The sequence below is a fragment of the Escherichia sp. 20412-1 genome, assembly GCF_003027595.1.
Lineage (GTDB): Bacteria > Pseudomonadota > Gammaproteobacteria > Enterobacterales > Enterobacteriaceae > Escherichia > Escherichia marmotae.
Map to the genome: position 1 here is coordinate 42,508 of NZ_PYQM01000014.1, position 16,611 is coordinate 59,118.

Consider the following 16,611-nt stretch of genomic DNA (forward strand, 5'->3'; position numbering starts at 1 on the left):
GCCGCAAGGCGCCTTATTTTTTACTTCACTGTATTTTTAGCAGACAACATAATCTCCATCGCCTGTTGGCGATATTTATCTGCCGTATCTGGCTCCATTAATGCAATGATCCCCACAGCCCTGGGGGTGTCTTCAAGATAAACACTGATGGTTCTTTTCTGCTGACCATCAAAATTTATCAACACATCCTGATACTTACAGGTGAAATGTTTGGCATTACAATCATGAAACTGGAAGGTTTCTTCATTGTATTGATCCTTGAGATTGTCTCGCTGCATCTTCTTTAACTCTTCCAGCGAGTCATCGGCGCTACGTCCTGCGGGCAGGCGGAAAGCAGAAATAAAGACGCTATTATCTTCACTTCTTATATCAATGGTTTTATCAGTACTAATAGAAACCGTATTCCAGTGTCGGTTTGGGACAGTCACGGAAATAGCTGCCTTCTCAAACGTATAGTGCCACGGGGTGAACAGACGAAACGTATTGCCGACGTTGGATAAAAGCAGGACTCCCAATACCCAACAGCACCCGCGAGTAAAACTGGCGAAGTTACGCGTTTTTTTAGTGAATGTGCACAGAATACCTGACACAAGCACGGGAAGTAATAACGGCCCAAGAAGTACTGAACCGATATACTCGCCAACCATCCCAGGATCTCCAGTAAGCAAGTTACTGTGCTGAAGATGACTAAGAAAAACAGTTATTATCCATAGTATTAATAAGATAACGTATCTCATATCAATCCATTATTATTAACATGCACATCAGATCATTGACGAGCAGAAAGCATCATTTTCATTACTTCTTCTTGATATTCGTCCAAATAATCTGGGTCGATAGCTGCGACCAGTTGTATCAAATTAGTGTTATCCAGTAGAGTCATGAAAATAGCATGTCTTACTTTGCCATCACTCATTGTTTGCACTCCTTCCTGATAAGCGCAGGCAAATCCCTGAACATCACAAACATGCATTTCTGCAGTTCCGTTTTGAGTCGCGGTAAGTTCCTCGATTGAATGCACACCGAGTTCATTTTGTGAGAAGGCAACAATAGCTAAAATAGCATGGGCATCCCGGGTCACCAGGGTTGGTCCTTGTTTTACTATATTGGCAACCCACTGTTTGCTCGGAACCGTGACGGTGATACCTGGCTCCGGGAAAGTATAATCCCATATGCTGTGTCGTTCCCACACCGTATAGCTGCTATAGATAAGAAATAATCCCATTAACCAACAAGTGCCGCGAATAAAGCTGCGGCTGCTTCTTTTTTTTATCGTTATACAGATGATTGTGGCGATAATAAATGATAAGGCAAGTGGGTTAAAAAATACGTTAGCAAAATATAAAATCATTTCACCCGCGTTGCCAGATAAAAGAAATTTGTAGCGGAAATGGTTAACGGCTATAAGTAATAAATATATAAATAAAAGAATAATATTCTGCATGAATGCGTCCATGTATAAAAAAGGGGAATTTAATTCCCCTTTTAACGCATGGCAGATACTTATTCAATATCCAGCGGATCTTCTGAAAGAATAATCCCGGTATTGTCGGCATAGAGATGGTCACCGGAGAAGAAGGTGACGCCGCCAAAATTGACGCGGACATCGCTTTCACCAATGCCTTCGCCAGCGGCACCGACCGGAATTGCGGCCATCGCCTGGATGCCGATATCCAGCTCTTCCAGATCATCTACCTGGCGCACTGCACCATAAATGACCAGGCCTTCCCATTCATTTTGTACCGCCAGACGCGCCAGTTCAGCATCGACCAGTGCGCGACGAACAGAACCACCGCCATCGACGACAAGAACACGACCACGGCCATTCTGTTCGAGCAGATCGTACAGCAACCCGTTGTCCTCGAAACATTTTACCGTGATGATTTGTCCGCCAAACGACGCCCGTCCACCAAAGTTGGAGAACAGCGGTTCCACGACGTTGACATCTTCTTGATAGATGTCACAAAGCTCGGAAGTATCGTATTTCATAGGCTTAACATTCAGTTGCTGCGAGAATTTTCAGTATATCGCGCTATGTGGGTTGTTGGCAAAATCATCAATTGTTAATTGATATTTGTCAGTTATGCTGCCCACTGGCTTAGGAATATCCCCAAAACAAACAGCAGGTTAGTCAGTAATGCCCCTTTAACAGTGCGTTCCAGCATCGGACGCATCGCCACCGGGTCCATTTCACGCATCACATAACGGGTTTGTTTCACTAACAACGGTGCCGCCAGCAGGAACAGCCAACCCCACGGGCTGTGCAGCGAAAAGAGATTAAACAGTGCCAGGCACACCAGTGACCCCATCAGCAGACAGGCATGGTAACGGCGTGCGTTCACTTCACCTAAGCGTACAGCCAGCGTGTTCTTGCCATTCTCGCGGTCGCTATTGATATCACGCAGATTATTAATGTTCAGTACCGCAGTAGCCAGCAGGCCACATGCTGTAGCCGGAAGGATCAACGCCGGAATCAGGGTATGCGCCTGCAAATACCAGCTCCCCATCACGCTTAACCAACCAAAGAACACCAGTACGGAAATATCGCCAAGGCCAATATAACCATAAGGACGATTGCCCACGGTGTAGGTGATAGCGGCAATGATCGACAACCCGCCAAGAATCAGGAAACCGACAAAATCGGCCAGCGTATGGCACGCCACTGCAACCAGTGCCAGCCCGGAGAGACAGATGAGCACGACGGTAATAATGAGCGCCCGTTTCATCTCTTGCTGGGTAATGACCCCTTTTTGCATCCCGCGTAGTGGTCCGATACGGTCAGGTTTGTCGCTGCCTTTAACGGCATCACCGTAATCATTGGCGAGGTTAGAGAGGATCTGTAACAGCCCGGCAGTAATCAGTGCCAGCAGAGCGACCAGCGGATCGAAGTGACCTTGCCACCATGCCAGCGCCGTCCCGACGATAATTGCAGCAAAGGCGAGGGGGAGGGTTTTAGGTCGTAAACTTTCCAGCCACGCCTGAGTTCGGCTAATTTGTTGTTCAGTCATAATACGCGCCAATAAAAATGGGGCCTTTCAGCCCCATCAAACAATGATGAAAATGATTGAACGCGATTATAGGATAAAACGGCTCAGATCTTCATCTGCCACCAACGCATCCAGATGTTTGCTCACATAATCTGCGTCAATGATGATAGTTTGACCGCTTAAATCGCTGGCGTCGTAGGAGATCTCCTCCATCAAACGCTCCAGAACGGTATGTAAACGACGTGCACCGATGTTTTCGGTAGATTCGTTCACCTGCCATGCGGCTTCCGCGATGCGCTTAATACCGGAGTCGGTGAACTCAATGTTTACGCCTTCAGTCGCCATCAGTGCTTTGTACTGCACGGTGATAGAGGCATTCGGTTCGGTCAGAATACGCTCGAAGTCGCTGGTGGTCAGTGCCTGCAGCTCAACGCGGATCGGCAGACGACCTTGCAGTTCCGGGATCAGGTCAGACGGTTTAGCAATCTGGAACGCACCAGAAGCGATAAACAGAATGTGGTCAGTTTTGACCATCCCGTGTTTAGTGGAAACGGTGCAACCTTCTACCAGTGGTAGCAGGTCGCGCTGAACGCCTTCACGAGAAACATCCGGACCGGAAGATTCGCCGCGCTTACAGATTTTGTCGATTTCGTCGATAAACACGATCCCGTGTTGTTCAACGGCATCGATAGCGTCTTGCTTCAGCTCTTCCGGGTTCACCAGTTTCGCCGCTTCTTCTTCAATCAGCAGCTTCATGGCGTCTTTGATTTTCAGCTTACGCGCTTTTTGCTTCTGACCACCCAGGTTCTGGAACATAGACTGCAACTGGCTGGTCATCTCTTCCATTCCCGGAGGTGCCATAATTTCAACACCCATCGGTGCTGCGGCAAGATCGATCTCGATTTCTTTGTCATCGAGCTGGCCTTCACGCAGTTTTTTGCGGAATGCCTGACGTGCTGCAGACGGTTCCTGCTGCTGTTCGGTCTGCCCCCAGTTGTTTTTGGCCGGTGGGATTAGCACGTCGAGAATGCGCTCTTCTGCCAGTTCTTCAGCGCGATAACGGTTTTTCTCGATAGCCTGGACGCGTACCATTTTCACGGCGGCATCGGTCAGATCGCGAATAATAGAATCCACTTCCTTACCGACATAGCCCACTTCGGTGAATTTGGTGGCTTCAACTTTGATGAACGGCGCATTCGCCAGCTTCGCCAGACGACGGGCGATTTCAGTTTTACCGACGCCGGTCGGGCCGATCATCAGGATGTTTTTTGGGGTCACTTCATGGCGCAGCTCTTCGTTGAGCTGCATGCGACGCCAGCGGTTACGCAGTGCAATCGCCACAGAACGCTTAGCGTTATCCTGGCCGATGATGTGCTTATCCAGTTCGCTGACGATTTCGCGTGGGGTCATTTCAGACATGGGAGATCCTTACGCTTTGTAGCTTAATTCTTCGATGGTGTGGAAATGGTTGGTATAGATGCAAATGTCGCCTGCAATATCCAACGCCTTTTCAGCAATTTCACGGGCGCTAAGTTCAGTGTTTTCTAACAGCGCGCGTGCCGCCGCCTGGGCGTAAGGGCCGCCGGAGCCGATAGCAATAAGATCGTTTTCTGGCTGCACAACGTCACCGTTACCGGTGATGATAAGCGATGCAGTTTCGTCCGCGACCGCCAGCAGTGCTTCAAGTTTGCGCAACATGCGATCGGTACGCCAGTCTTTTGCCAGTTCAACGGCAGCTTTAACCAGATGGCCCTGATGCATTTCCAGCTTACGTTCAAACAGTTCGAACAGCGTAAAAGCATCCGCAGTACCGCCCGCAAAGCCCGCGATGACTTTGTCGTTGTACAGACGGCGGACCTTTTTCACGTTGCCTTTCATTACGGTATTGCCCAACGTGGCCTGGCCATCACCAGCGATGACCACATGGCCGTTACGGCGTACGCTTACTATAGTTGTCACGAGCTGACCCCTTGGTTACGAATACAGAGTACAAACCCCGTACAAAAGTACGGGGCATAATGCAATTATAGATGGGGGAGATTTTGAGGGTTTCAACCCCCGGTGGCGAGCCGAATACAGTTTGTGTGACCCGCCATCTTCAAACGATTGAGGGTGTTGTCTGCGTTTTCTTTGCCTTTCACCGGGCCAATGACCACACGATTCCAGCCATTGTTGGTGGTAATTTTCGAGTCAAAACCTTCGAACGCCAGTTGAGCACGCACCGTCTCTGCCTGTTCCGCGCCTCTGAACGAACCGCACTGTACCATCCAGCGGCGTTCATCTTTTTTCTCTGCCGTTGGTTTTGGCGCGTCTGCGGCACGAGCAACGGGCGCAGCCTGCTGTGGTTTCGGCTGTGCAGCAGTATGCGCAGGCGTTTGCAGCAGATCCTGGTACGGTTGCTGAGTGGACGCAGGTTTAGACTGCCGCGGCTGAGACTGTACTGGCGCGGCTTGCGCAGTACGTGTCTGTTGCTGCCAGCTTTGTTCTGTCGCACGTGGCTGCTGGGCCAGACGTTGCTGTTCTGCTAACTGCTGCGCCTGACGCTGGCGTTGTAGCGTTTGCTGGCGCTGTTCCGGCGTCTGCTCATTCCACGGAACTTCAATTAGCTGCGTTGGCTGCTGGCGCATATCGGCCTGCATTTGCTCAAGAAGCTGGCGCTGTTCCGGTGTCAGTTGTTCCGGCGTTTTCACTTCACCACCGGCAGAAGGTTCTGTTGGCGCACGCACACCAGGCTGGCGACTTTCCAGCTCTTTTATGTAACGCCAGCGTTCTTCCGGTTTCGGAGGTAGTCCATTTCCGGTCACTTTCTGGCTTTGCAGCGTCTCGGACTCTTCTTTCTTGTGATGCGTAATGAAGTACAGACCACCGATAAAGGTCACAAGAACGGCGGCAGCAATAGCGACCATTGCGGGAGAAACCGCAGGCAGATTTCGTTGCTTTTTCCGTGAGGTGCTCTTTTTTCGCCGCGAAGGTGCCGGTTGGCTGCGGCGTACATAATCTCGTTGTGCCACTATCGTTTCGCTGTATTTATTCGTTCGTCAGCCCGCCATGTTACTTAAGCGGCGGGCCTTTGACCAGTCACGGAAGTCTTAAAGGTTTACTTTAAGTCAATGTGCGCGTCGATCCCCGGATAATAAGCTCGCAGTCCATTAAACGTGAGCCACTGCCGACCGTTTGCCCCTGCATTTGATCAAGCAATAACAGCATAGCTTCCCGACCGATTTCGTAACGCGGCTGCGCAATGGTTGTCAGCGGCGGATCACAGAATTGCGTCAGGTCGATGTTATCAAAACCGATGATGGAAAGGTCGTCAGGGATTTTCAGCCCCTGACGTTTGGCCTGTGAAAGTGCGCCGAGCGCCATCACATCGCTATGACAGAAGACGGCAGTAGGCGGCTGCGGAAGGTCGAGCAACTGTTGCATGGCCTTACTTCCGGCTTCGAAGGTGAAATCGCCTCGGGCGATATATTGCGGATCAACCATAATTCCGCAGCGACGCAGCGCCTGAACGTAGCCTTGCAGGCGATAGTGACACAGCGGCATCTCTTCTGGACCAGCAATACAGCCAATCCGTTTATGTCCCTGTTCATACAGGTAATTTACCGCATCGAATGCCGCGGTCAGGTTGTCGATATGAACCGTCGGCAGCTCCAGCTCCGGCGCAAATTCGTTCGCCATCACCATAGGCGGCAGATTACGTTGCTCCTCTATGCTGGCATCAAACGGCAGCCTTGAACCCAGCAGCAACATGCCATCAATTTGCTTGGTGATGATTAAATCGATAAAGGTTTTTTCCTGCTGATTTTGATGTGCGCAGTCGCCAATCAGCACCAGATATCCGTGACTTGCCGCCGTAATTTCGATACCGCGAATAATTTCGCTAAAGAAGGGATCACAGATATCCGGGACAATTACCAGAACTGTACGGGACTCATTACGCTTAACGTTACGTCCCATTGGCTGTGGTAAATAACCCACTTCCCGAGCGGCTTTTTCAACCCGATTACGAGTGGCCAGGGAGACTTTATCGGGATTCATCAATGCTCGGGAAACGGTCGCTGTAGAGACTTTTGCTTTCAGGGCAACGTCTTTCATGGTTGCGGCAGTTTCCTGCTTCTTCTTCGCTTTCACACTCACTCCTCGCCTGGCACGTCAGGCGTACTACATCCATGTTTACTTCATATCGGCAACATTTTTAGCAGATAGTGCGTGAAAACGGTTACAGAATTTTCATGAAAAGTGTGATGAATATTTAATTTTTCGATCCGCCTCGCATCGTGAGCGGTTTAGCCTTCAATGGGATCGACATCCAGCACCCATTTCACTTTTCGTGAATCCGGTATTGTGTTGATAAGCGCCAGAGTGCCATTAATGATGTGCTGCAAGCGCACGCGGGAAGGGTGTTGCAACAAGATCTGCCAGCGCCAGCGACCGCCTCGTTTGGGTGCCAGTGCCGGAACCGGGCCGAGAACCCACAGTTTGTCATCCGCCAGCGGACTGGAGAGGATCAGATTGCGCAACTGCTGCAGGAACAGCGGTGCGTGCTGATTATTATGATCTTCTGCGCGCACAATCACATGGCTGGTCCACGGTGGCAGTTGCATCATTCGCCGTTCGGCCAGCGCCTGTTCGGCAAAGGCGTCGTAGCCTTTATAGAGCAACGTTTGCAACAGAGGATGTTCCGGATGGTGTGTTTGCAGCACCACCTCACCCTGTTTACCTGCACGCCCCGCACGACCAGCGACCTGAGTGTAAAGCTGGGCAAAACGTTCTGCTGAGCGAAAATCGGCAGAAAATAGCGCGCCATCAACGTCCAGTAACGCCACAAGCGTGACATCCGGAAAGTGGTGACCTTTCGCCAGCATTTGCGTACCAATCAAAATCCTCGCGCCACCGCGATGCACTTCCGCCAGTTGCTGCTCCAGCGCGCCTTTACGGCTGGTGGTGTCGCGGTCGATACGTGAAATGGCTACACCAGGGAACATCGGCGCAAGCGTCTGTTCAAGCTGCTCAGTGCCCAGCCCCACCGGCATCAGGTGCGTAGAGCCGCAGGACGGACACTGGCGCGGCACCGGGCGCTGGCTATCGCAATGGTGGCAGCGCAGATGTTGCTGTGCCTGATGCAGCGTGTAGTAGTGATCGCAACGTGGGCATTCGGCAATCCAGCCGCAGTCGTGGCACAGCAGCGCAGGCGCAAAACCACGGCGATTAAGAAAGAGAATAACCTGGTTGTCGGCCTGTAAATGCTGGCGCATACGACTGATTAACGCTGGAGCCAGCCCCGCCTGCACCTTCTGACCTTTTAAATCCAGCACGTGTTGAATTGCCGGACGCGCATTACCCGCCCGACGTGTCAGGCGCAGCAGGCGATATTTTTTCTGTTGCACGTTGCATAGCGTTTCCAATGCAGGCGTTGCCGAACCGAGAATGATCGGGATTTGCTCGCTGTGCGCGCGATATACCGCCAGGTCGCGGGCATGATAGCGCCAGCCTTCCTGCTGCTTGTAGGAACTGTCATGCTCTTCGTCGATGACAATCACGCCGAGATTTTTAAATGGCGTAAACAGTGCGGAACGCGTACCAATCACAATCGCTGCTTCGCCATTTTTCGCTTTCAGCCACGCCGAAAGGCGTTCGCTGTCGTTCAGACCAGAATGCAGAACTTCCACGGGGGCGTTAAATCGTTCACGAAAACGGGCGATAGTTTGCGGTGTCAGGCCGATTTCCGGCACCATTACCAGCGCCTGCTTGCCCTGGCTGAGAACGTTTTCCAGCACGCTTAAATAGACTTCCGTTTTACCGGAACCGGTGACGCCCGCCAGCAGCCAGGCAGAAAAAGAATCGGCCGCGCTATGAATTGCGCCAACGGCGGTGGCTTGTTCAGTATTCAGCCGCAGACGTTCGCCAGAAACGGCATAGTCCGTTCGCCAGTCGCTAAATTCTGGCGTTTCGCTTGCCAGTTCACATAAACCTTTTTTGCGCAGCGCCTGTAGTGCGGCATCATTAAATTCGAGAGTGGCGACCTGGTCGCGCCAGATTTTCCCTTGCCGCAATGCTGCCAGCGCTTGCTGCTGTTTTGGCGAACGTTTCAGGCTGTTGATATCCACCGCCTGGCCCTGCTCGGTGGCAAACCAGTACCACATTGGCGTGTTCGCCGCAGGTCGCCCCTGGCGCAGTAAAATCGGCAAGGCATGAAATAACACATCGCCAATCGGATGATGATAGTAATCCGCCGCCCATAGCAGTAATCGCCAGACGGAGTGAGTAAACACCGGCTCACTGTCCAGCACTTCTCCCACCGCTTTCAGTTCGTTGAGTGGCAACTCGCTGACGTCGCTAATCGACACCACAATCCCGATGCGTTCTTGCTGTTTGCCAAACGGCACGCGCACGCGACACCCGGCTTTAACCGTCATGCCTTCAGGCAGCAGATAGTCAAAGGTACGAGGGAGCGGAACGGGCAAGGCAACGTGGGCAACGGGCATAGCATCATCCTGACTTGAAATTCGGTGGAACAGTATACACATTGCCGTAGAGGAGTGCGGATCAGTTTGCATACGCTGGTTAATTTCTGTATGATTCGGCGCCTTTGATACGAAATGATCGTATTGAAACTATACTTTAAACATCGCGTGGTGTCTGGCGTTAGGGCTGGAAGAGCGACGCGGCCTTAAACCGAGGTTTTCCCATGAAAAAAGATATTCACCCGAAATACGAAGAAATTACTGCTAGCTGCTCTTGCGGTAACGTAATGAAAATCCGCTCCACCGTTGGTCATGACCTGAACCTCGACGTGTGCAGCAAGTGCCACCCGTTCTTCACTGGCAAACAGCGTGATGTTGCTACCGGTGGCCGTGTTGATCGCTTCAACAAGCGTTTCAGCATCCCGGGCAGCAAATAAGACCGGATTTCCGAAAAAGCGCCGCACGGCGCTTTTTTTGTGCCTGAAAACTTTCATCAGCAACATAACTCATTGAGTTTGTGTTTTTTTATCTTTTCTTTCATCGCGAAAATCCATTTTATCGATACCGTATTTTTTCATGCGCAAATACAGCTTTTTTCTGGGTATCTGAAAGTAATCTGCAACGTCGTTTATACGACCCTGGTGGAAGTTGAGAGCATCAATAATTATTTGTCTTTCATAACTTTCTACTCGTTCATCCAGCGGTGCTGGATCAGTCTCCATCATCTGCAAATTGACCGAATCGTCCAGCATTAAAACACCTACTGCAACCAGTTCTGCCGCATTCACCAATTCAATGATATTACCCGGCCAGGCACGCGCCATCAGCCGTTTATAAAACGTTTTTCCCAGCAACGGCTGTTGGCGATTTAATCGTTTACAGGTGAGTGTCAGATAATGGTGAAAAATAGGTTCAATATCCCCCGGTCGTTGGCTTAGTGGTGGGCATTCAATGTGGGTGAGTGAAAAAAGAAAATACAATGCGGGAATGATTTTCTGTGCGGCGGCCAGTTCAGCCAGAGGGCTTTGATTAACAACCATCAGACGAAACGATCGATCCTGTGGGCGTTCCTGGAGTTGAATCAAGAGACGCTGATTTTCTTGTGTTAAATGTTCAAGTTCTTTTAATAACAGCGTGCCACCTTCTGCCTCTTTCACCCATTCTTCCAACGGTTGCTGACTATTAGCGCTGAGTGTGCGTTCAATTAAAGGTCTTTCTTTGCGAGAACTAAATTGATGAAGATAATGAGCAGCTAATGTTCTCCCTGTACCCGGTTCGCCGTAAAAACAGACGGGAAGATCGGTTTCTGCCAGCGTTTCAAGTTGTTGGCGTGTCTGGCGGATCCAGCCGCTGTTACCGATTAAGTGTCGATTAAACTGAGTGTGTCGCCATTTTTTTTGTTCCAGATAAGCTTCACGCTCTGCCAGTGCTTTTTCGATAAGTGATAGAAATTGTTCCGGATTGACCGGTTTTTGCAGGAAATCCCACGCTCCCTTTTTTACCGCTTCAACGGCCATAGGAACATCGCCATGACCGGTGATCATCAGAATAGGAAGATTAGGGTCGATCAGCGTTATTTTTTCCAGCAGCGTAATGCCTGAAATATCTGGCATGCAAACGTCGCACACAACGATGCCTTCCCAGGTATTTTGCAGCAATTGTAGGGCCTCTGAAGGGTTGCTACAGGTACATACTACATAACCCTCTTGCTGTAAGAGAGCGCTGTAGGCTTGCAGAACATCATTATCGTCATCAATTAACAGTATTGTTGGGTGAGTGTCTGTCATGCTTAAAGCTTCCTGAAACGTAGAATAACCAGCGCATGGTGGTCGAGAGTAGACGCGATATGTAACTCTCCCTGGCACTGACGCATAATAGAATGACTAATCGAAAGGCCAATACCCAAACCTACAGCTTTGTCAGTGGTAAAAGGTGTTAATAGTCGATCAGCCAGAAGCACAGGCCAGCCTTTTCCATTGTCAGCAATATATAGCGTTACAGTGGTGGCTTCTTCTTCAAAGTTAATGGTTATTGTGGGCGGTTCTTCCAGACAGGCTTCCAGGGCATTGGTAAATAAATTAACTAAAACTTGTTGAATTAAAACATCATCGCCATATACAGCAGGGAAATGATCCGGGTAGTGAAGAGAGGCTTTCAGTGGTCGATGTTTCAATGCCAGAAGTTCCCAGGATGAATAAATTACCTGCTGTAAATTGATTGCGCCGCCAGCTAATTCACTATCACGACGGCGGGCGAAGTTGCGCAGTCGTTTAACGATGTTATCCATGCGTTCGACCAGCGATCGCATAGTGACGATATAATTTTTTACCAAACCAACGTCTTGTTGTTCTAAAGCGCGGTTGGCACTGAACAGATACATAGATAATGCATTAAGTGGTTGATTAATTTCATGCGCCAGTGTTGTCATTGTCTGCCCGACTACGGCCAGTTTTGCGGTTTGGATCAATTCACTTTGTGCAGTACGAAGGTTTTTTTCAGTCGCTATTCGATCGCATATTTCCTGCTCCAGTTGACGTTGTTGTTGATTAATTTGTTCAATGGTCTGGCGGAGCAGGTTGGCAATTCTCCCAAGTTCATCGTTGCCGGAGACAGGGATATCAGCATCGAGTTCACCATTGCTTAACTTGACGACGGCATCATTCAGTAACTGAAACCGGCGGATCATTCTGGGACGAATGTAGAGGTAATTTACCAGAATGACGAACAGCAAGGCGGTAACCATAGCCGACAAAATCAGTAGCCCGCTGATTTGCATTATTTTTTCCAATCGTAGATTGAATGTTTGTAGTTGTTGATGGCTATTTCCTAATTGAGTTTCTAATTGGTTGCGTATTTGCGTAAATACACGCTCTTTATCCCAGATAGTACTCATGAGGGTCTGTTGAGCTTGCTGCCAGGCAGCGAGGGTTCCGGGTAGATAATTTTGTTGAGTACCAAGCTCCCACAAGGAATAAACCGTCTGATGTAATGTGATGGTACTGGAATAAGACGATAACGATCTCACATTTTCGTCAATGCTGTGCTTCAAAAAATTCAGGTATTGAATATGTTGTTTTAACGAATCTATATCTCCACTATGTGTGTTAAGCATCTCCTTCAGTGTGCTGACGATCTGGGTTTCTATATGTGAAAGTTCGAAAACAAGTTGTAATTCTTTTTGAATAGTTTGTTGAGCATTTTGCAAATCCTGATTTTCGTGCAGATCTTTTCGTTGGCTGAGTTGATTGAGCAACGACGATTGTTGCCAACTTAAATCCTGAGTCAGAGAGTTAAGCTCATTATTGAAATCATCATGTAACCAGTTAACTCTTGAGGATATAACGTCGAGTTTTCCTTTTTCTTGATTGTTGTTATTCACCGCGCTATCGAGCTTGCTAAGCAATCTGTGACTACTGGCAACCTGTTGGTTAAGCGCATTTTGATGTACTGAATCAAGATGGGGATTAATGGCCTTAATTTTTTGTAGCCGTTGTTCAATTTGTTCCCTCACCTGAAGACGATTAACGGTATTGGTTGTCTGTTGTAGCTCATTGAATTCATTTACCAATGCGGTAAGGTTTTCTTCAAAAAGAAATGAAGCCTGAATCCGCGGGAAATAATCATCAAGCGCGTAGCGAACCTGAGAATTTTGTTCATACCACGAATAGAGGCTAACTACGCTAACGAATAGCGTAAGAACGGCACTAAAAACAAAGGCGAGGCGTAAGCTCGTCCCTATAGTATGTAGTTGTTTCACTTTAATGACTCGAGTTGCATGTTCACTAATTGCTGTTGATGCAGGAAAAACTGCTGCCATGCCATGATCTGAGCTTCACGAAAGCCTGATTGCAGTTCGAATTGCTGCAGATACATGGAATTAATAGCCTGTTGTGGGGTAACAGGAACGGCTGTTAATAATGCGCGCACATCTGGCAATTTACGCTTAAGCCGATGTTCTGCGGCATATAATGATTTCCAGGTGTTTTGAAGTTCGGTAAGGCGAAAAGTAATCGCATTATCAAATAACAATTGCACGAGCTTTTGGCGTTGCATAATCAACGGATAATCAAGGGAAGGGGAGGAAAATAATCGTAGTTGTTGCTCCGCGAGAGGAGTGCCGGAGGGCAGTGGGTATACCGGATATTTTCCTGAGTCAGAATCGCTCAATGCTTGTTGTCCTTCCGGGCTCAATAAGAAATTAATAAAACGACCCGCCTCCTGTGAATGTTCACTGCCGTTTGTGATAGCAATAAACATAGGTGCTGCGCGAGAGTTTGGGAAATAACTGAAACGTAAGGTTGAATTATTAAGCAGTACGTTAGCGTAATTGTCGATTATCGGACCAGCGTCTCCCAACCCTGTGCTGATCTTATTTGCTACACCGAAACTACGTGATGAAATGGTCGCGAGATTGCCGCCTATTTTCAGTAGTGTGCTCCAGCCGTTATTCCATCCTTGTTGTTGCAGGAGATCTTCAATCATCAGATGAGTGGTATCTGAACGCGAAGGGCTACTCATTAATAAGGTTCCTTGATAACGTGACCTGCTTAATTCCTTCCATGAAGTAGGTACTGGCTCATTTTTATCTTCCAGATGCGCTACATTGATCAGGATGCCATAGCCCGATACTGCAACTGCAACGGTGGTTGACCGAATAGAGTCGGGGACTAACTTTCTGCTTGTTTCTATCTGATTATTAAATGGCTGGAGCAGGTTTTTACTTTGTAATCGCTGTAGCAACATGGGGGATGAACTCAATACCAGATCAATATTTTCACCCAATGGATTTTCAAGCAGGCGCTCAATGGATGCACTGGTTCGGTTGAGTGTTCGGATTTGGGTTGCCAGGGGTTGCTTTTGCCATTGACTGATAATGTGCTCTGTCGCTTCCGAAGAAAGCGTTGTAGCAATCACCAGCTCTTGTGCTGAGGTGACGTTGACGCATAAAAGCCAACAGATTAGTGTTCGTTGTATAATACGAATCATGTCAAAAATCCTATTAACGAGAGAAAAACTCTTACGCTGTAATTCATATCATTATCCGTTCGCTAATATACTCAATGAACAGCAAGACACTTGTGTCAGTATCGGAAATTATCATTAATTTGGATGTAGCCAGCGTCACTATATCCGGAAGCGTTTGTTAAAAAAAGATCAATATTGCACCTCTGAACACGTGTATCTTGCGGAAATAGCGGTTGTTATGGGTATGCTCGGTAATTAATTTCCACACTTGCGCTATCGGATTCAGGTTATGACCGGATTCTATTGTTTCTTTGCGCCAGCCTTCATGCGCCGGAAGAATGGCTTTAATTCGAGCGCAAATGTGCTTGTCATGAAGGATATCATGAAAATGTTTAAGTCCTCCTTGTTGTTGAGCGGTGATGAAAACTTTCATGTTGCGCAGCATGATCCTCCGATAGGGTAAAATCAAGTATCTTCAATGATCACGTGTATAGATACAAAATATGTGACTGACATCAAAAACTGAAAAAATTAATAAAAGGAATTATTTTTATATTGGGGCTGTTGTAACCCGTTAAGACTTAAATAAGAGCCGAATTCTATTTTGGGATGTGAAAATGGGAAAGAAATGGAACATGATATTTGTATTTTTGAGTCAATTTTGACTCATTTGCCTTGTATTGTAACTTAAACTCTCTTGCTTCACTATCTTCAAAACCAATGAAGCAAGGGCTTTTGAAATACTCATCAGAGAGTAGCAACTAGCATTGCTGTTTAAAATAACTCTATGAACTGGAAGGTGATGTATGCTTTCTCTATTGAAACCTCAAGTGGCAACACATAAGGTTCCTGAAAGTGAAATAAAGAATACCTATAATCGTTATCGTATGCAGGCGCTATTTAGCGTGTTTATCGGTTATCTTTCGTATTATATTGTCAGGAATAACTTTGTTCTCTCCACACCTTATTTAAAACAAGATCTTAATCTGTCTGCGACTCAAATAGGGCTACTTAGCAGTTGTATGCTAATCGCCTATGGTATTAGTAAAGGGGTAATGAGTAGCCTGGCAGACAAAGCTAATCCTAAAGTCTATATGGCTGTGGGTTTAGTTCTTTGCGCCCTCGTTAACGTGGCGCTTGGTTTTAGTTTTGCTTTTTGGATGTTTGCGGGACTTGTCATTCTGAATGGCCTCTTTCAAGGGATGGGCGTTGGCCCTTCGTTTATTACAATAGCCAACTGGTTCCCTCGTAAAGAACGGGGCATCGTCGGTGCGGTCTGGAATATTTCGCACAATGTGGGGGGCGGTATTGTTGCTCCGATTGTTGGTGGTGCATTTGCCGTATTGGGTACTGAACACTGGAAAATAGCAACGTATGTTGTTCCAGCGATTGTATCAGTTGTCATTGCTATAGTCGTGCTGATGACAGGTAAAGGTTCTCCCGTAAGTGAAGGTTTACCACCATTAAGCGAAATTGTTCCGGACGACGTCAGCATTAAAGCAAAAGATGATCGTGCGCCAGAAGATATGACTGCCTGGCAAATTTTTTGTACCTATGTGCTAAAAAACAAGAATGCATGGTTCGTCTCTTTCGTTGATGTTTTTGTCTATATGGTGCGTTTCGGAATTATCAGTTGGTTGCCCATTTACCTGTTAAGCGTGAAACATTTTACGAAGACTGAAATGAGCACGGCATTTTTAATTTTTGAATGGGCGGCTATTCCAACGACGTTATTTGCTGGCTGGTTGAGTGATAAATTATTTCATGGTCGCCGTATGCCACCCGCGATTATCAGTATGGTATTGATTTTCTTCTGCCTGCTGGGCTACTGGAAAAGCGACTCTCTGCTCTCTATTACCATTTTTGCTGCTTGCGTAGGCTGCCTTATCTATGTTCCGCAGTTCCTGGCTTCTGTGCAGACAATGGAAATTGTCCCCAGTTTTGCCGTGGGTTCCGCAGTCGGTTTGCGTGGTTTTATGAGTTATATTCTTGGCGCAACGCTTGGTACAAGTTTGTTTGGTGTTATGGTCGATCAGGTAGGTTGGGATGGCGGTTTTTATCTTCTGCTTGCTGGTGTTATCTGTTGCATTATTTTCTGTACGCTAACGCACTTTGGCGCGGTCGCTATGGAACGACAGCGTCAAAATGACGTGGCTGCGTTTTCGCAAGAGCTTCAGACCAATAAAAATTAGATT

Annotated in this window: 15 protein-coding genes; 2 read left to right on the forward strand and 13 right to left on the reverse strand. The window is 47.9% G+C overall.

Annotation, left to right across the window (positions count from 1 at the left end; genetic code table 11):
- Positions 1-20: 20 nt before the first annotated feature.
- From C7B16_RS11925 to priA, 9 genes are all read right to left on the reverse strand, one after another.
- Positions 21-647, reverse strand: coding sequence for a hypothetical protein (locus tag C7B16_RS11925; RefSeq protein WP_000232687.1), 627 nt, complete (start codon positions 645-647; stop codon positions 21-23).
- A 122-nt stretch (positions 648-769) separates the two neighbouring features.
- Positions 770-1,444, reverse strand: a complete 675-nt coding sequence (locus C7B16_RS11930; protein WP_001301616.1) for a hypothetical protein — start codon at positions 1,442-1,444, stop codon at positions 770-772.
- Between the two features lie 59 nt (positions 1,445-1,503).
- The gene (rraA, locus tag C7B16_RS11935; RefSeq protein ID WP_000872908.1) at positions 1,504-1,989 is read right to left on the reverse strand and encodes a ribonuclease E activity regulator RraA; all 486 of its coding nucleotides are present in this window, start codon (positions 1,987-1,989) and stop codon (positions 1,504-1,506) included.
- Positions 1,990-2,081: 92 nt separating this feature from the next.
- Complete coding sequence (gene menA, locus C7B16_RS11940; protein WP_016262743.1) at positions 2,082-3,008, reverse strand: 1,4-dihydroxy-2-naphthoate polyprenyltransferase; 927 nt, start codon at positions 3,006-3,008, stop codon at positions 2,082-2,084.
- Between the two features lie 66 nt (positions 3,009-3,074).
- Positions 3,075-4,406, reverse strand: a complete 1,332-nt coding sequence (hslU, locus tag C7B16_RS11945) for an HslU--HslV peptidase ATPase subunit (protein WP_001293343.1) — start codon at positions 4,404-4,406, stop codon at positions 3,075-3,077.
- A gap of 9 nt (positions 4,407-4,415) precedes the next feature.
- Positions 4,416-4,946, reverse strand: coding sequence for an ATP-dependent protease subunit HslV (gene hslV, locus C7B16_RS11950; RefSeq protein ID WP_000208242.1), 531 nt, complete (start codon positions 4,944-4,946; stop codon positions 4,416-4,418).
- Positions 4,947-5,038: 92 nt separating this feature from the next.
- A complete protein-coding gene (gene ftsN / locus C7B16_RS11955) occupies positions 5,039-5,998 on the reverse strand; it encodes a cell division protein FtsN (protein WP_000068823.1) in 960 nt (319 codons plus the stop codon).
- Between the two features lie 91 nt (positions 5,999-6,089).
- Complete coding sequence (cytR, locus tag C7B16_RS11960; protein WP_194245949.1) at positions 6,090-7,082, reverse strand: DNA-binding transcriptional regulator CytR; 993 nt, start codon at positions 7,080-7,082, stop codon at positions 6,090-6,092.
- A 191-nt stretch (positions 7,083-7,273) separates the two neighbouring features.
- On the reverse strand, positions 7,274-9,472 hold the full coding sequence (priA, locus tag C7B16_RS11965; protein WP_107179743.1) for a primosomal protein N': 2,199 nt from the start codon (positions 9,470-9,472) through the stop codon (positions 7,274-7,276).
- A 203-nt stretch (positions 9,473-9,675) separates the two neighbouring features.
- Here priA and rpmE point away from each other — a divergent pair, with 203 nt between their 5' ends.
- The gene (rpmE, locus tag C7B16_RS11970; protein ID WP_000710770.1) at positions 9,676-9,888 is read left to right on the forward strand and encodes a 50S ribosomal protein L31; all 213 of its coding nucleotides are present in this window, start codon (positions 9,676-9,678) and stop codon (positions 9,886-9,888) included.
- A gap of 69 nt (positions 9,889-9,957) precedes the next feature.
- On the opposite strand, the gene pgtA is transcribed toward rpmE, so the two are convergent.
- The 4 genes from pgtA to C7B16_RS11990 all read right to left on the reverse strand — a co-directional run bounded on the left by pgtA (position 9,958) and on the right by C7B16_RS11990 (position 14,861).
- Positions 9,958-11,238: a two-component system response regulator PgtA gene (pgtA, locus tag C7B16_RS11975; RefSeq protein ID WP_000132598.1), complete on the reverse strand. Its 1,281-nt coding sequence runs from the start codon at positions 11,236-11,238 to the stop codon at positions 9,958-9,960.
- A 2-nt stretch (positions 11,239-11,240) separates the two neighbouring features.
- Positions 11,241-13,268 (reverse strand): ATP-binding protein, encoded by a 2,028-nt coding sequence (locus C7B16_RS11980; RefSeq protein WP_258182548.1) that lies wholly within the window; start codon positions 13,266-13,268, stop codon positions 11,241-11,243.
- On the reverse strand, positions 13,205-14,437 hold the full coding sequence (locus C7B16_RS11985) for an ABC transporter substrate-binding protein (protein WP_010376577.1): 1,233 nt from the start codon (positions 14,435-14,437) through the stop codon (positions 13,205-13,207). The genes C7B16_RS11980 and C7B16_RS11985 overlap by 64 nt, the downstream gene beginning before the upstream one ends.
- Before the next feature lie 157 nt (positions 14,438-14,594).
- Positions 14,595-14,861, reverse strand: a complete 267-nt coding sequence (locus tag C7B16_RS11990) for a hypothetical protein (protein ID WP_000945736.1) — start codon at positions 14,859-14,861, stop codon at positions 14,595-14,597.
- A 361-nt stretch (positions 14,862-15,222) separates the two neighbouring features.
- Between C7B16_RS11990 and pgtP the strand changes: the two genes are divergently transcribed.
- Positions 15,223-16,608 (forward strand): phosphoglycerate transporter PgtP, encoded by a 1,386-nt coding sequence (gene pgtP, locus C7B16_RS11995; RefSeq protein WP_000949936.1) that lies wholly within the window; start codon positions 15,223-15,225, stop codon positions 16,606-16,608.
- The last annotated feature ends 3 nt before the right edge of the window (positions 16,609-16,611 follow it).

Excerpts from the sequence above, each read along its gene's own strand:
- C7B16_RS11925 (WP_000232687.1), bottom strand. The coding sequence starts at position 647 with ATGGTTGGCGAGTATATCGGTTCAGTACTTCTTGGGCCGTTATTACTT.
- C7B16_RS11930 (WP_001301616.1), bottom strand. The coding sequence starts at position 1,444 with ATGCAGAATATTATTCTTTTATTTATATATTTATTACTTATAGCCGTT.
- rraA (WP_000872908.1), bottom strand. The coding sequence starts at position 1,989 with ATGAAATACGATACTTCCGAGCTTTGTGACATCTATCAAGAAGATGTC.
- menA (WP_016262743.1), bottom strand. The coding sequence starts at position 3,008 with ATGACTGAACAACAAATTAGCCGAACTCAGGCGTGGCTGGAAAGTTTA.
- hslU (WP_001293343.1), bottom strand. The coding sequence starts at position 4,406 with ATGTCTGAAATGACCCCACGCGAAATCGTCAGCGAACTGGATAAGCAC.
- cytR (WP_194245949.1), bottom strand. The coding sequence starts at position 7,082 with ATGAAAGACGTTGCCCTGAAAGCAAAAGTCTCTACAGCGACCGTTTCC.
- priA (WP_107179743.1), bottom strand. The coding sequence starts at position 9,472 with ATGCCCGTTGCCCACGTTGCCTTGCCCGTTCCGCTCCCTCGTACCTTT.
- rpmE (WP_000710770.1), top strand. The coding sequence starts at position 9,676 with ATGAAAAAAGATATTCACCCGAAATACGAAGAAATTACTGCTAGCTGC.
- pgtA (WP_000132598.1), bottom strand. The coding sequence starts at position 11,238 with ATGACAGACACTCACCCAACAATACTGTTAATTGATGACGATAATGAT.
- C7B16_RS11980 (WP_258182548.1), bottom strand. The coding sequence starts at position 13,268 with ATGGCAGCAGTTTTTCCTGCATCAACAGCAATTAGTGAACATGCAACT.
- C7B16_RS11985 (WP_010376577.1), bottom strand. The coding sequence starts at position 14,437 with ATGATTCGTATTATACAACGAACACTAATCTGTTGGCTTTTATGCGTC.
- C7B16_RS11990 (WP_000945736.1), bottom strand. The coding sequence starts at position 14,861 with ATGCTGCGCAACATGAAAGTTTTCATCACCGCTCAACAACAAGGAGGA.
- pgtP (WP_000949936.1), top strand. The coding sequence starts at position 15,223 with ATGCTTTCTCTATTGAAACCTCAAGTGGCAACACATAAGGTTCCTGAA.